The 546-nt window shown below is 72.0% G+C and carries 1 protein-coding gene; it reads right to left on the bottom strand.

Features of this window, described 5'->3' with window-relative positions; all coding sequences use genetic code 11:
* A partial coding sequence (locus tag AC5RUJ_RS18095) for a DbpA RNA binding domain-containing protein (RefSeq protein WP_494156499.1) occupies positions 1–546 on the bottom strand: 546 nt, incomplete at both ends.

Genomic DNA, 546 nt, shown 5'->3' with positions numbered 1-546 from the left:
AGCCGCGGGTGTGGCGCGGCTTGCGCGCGGCACCAAAGCCGCGGTCGCTGCGCTCCCCGCCGAATCCACGGTCGGAGCGGTCCCCGCTGAAGCTGCGTTCGCCGTCGGTCTTGTACGGACGGTCGCCCTCAAACTTCTTCTTGTAGGGGCGGTCGCTTTCGAACTTCTTCTTGAACGGACGGTCGCCCCGGTCGCTGCGGAAGCCGCCGCGGTGTCCGCCGGCGACGTCGTCGCGGTCCCGGCGCGGCTTGCGGCCGCCATCCAGCTCCAGGTGGATCAGCTCGCCGCCGATGCGGGTCTTGGACAGCGCGCGCAGCTGGTCCTTGCTCAGGTCAGCGGGCAGCTCGACCAGCGAGTGGTCCGAGCGGATGTCGATGCCGCCGATCTGCGCGGCGGACAGGCCGCCCTCGTTGGCGATGGCGCCGACGATGGAGCCGGGCATCACGCGGTTCCGGCGCCCCACGGCGATCCGGTACGTGGCGTTGCCCTCGGTCAGCGTGCGGGACGGGCCCCGCGAATTCATGGCGTCGCGTCCGCCGCCGGCAC

It is taken from the genome of Arthrobacter sp. Y3223164 (genome assembly GCF_059091005.1).
This window is presented reverse-complemented; position numbering and strand designations above follow the sequence as displayed.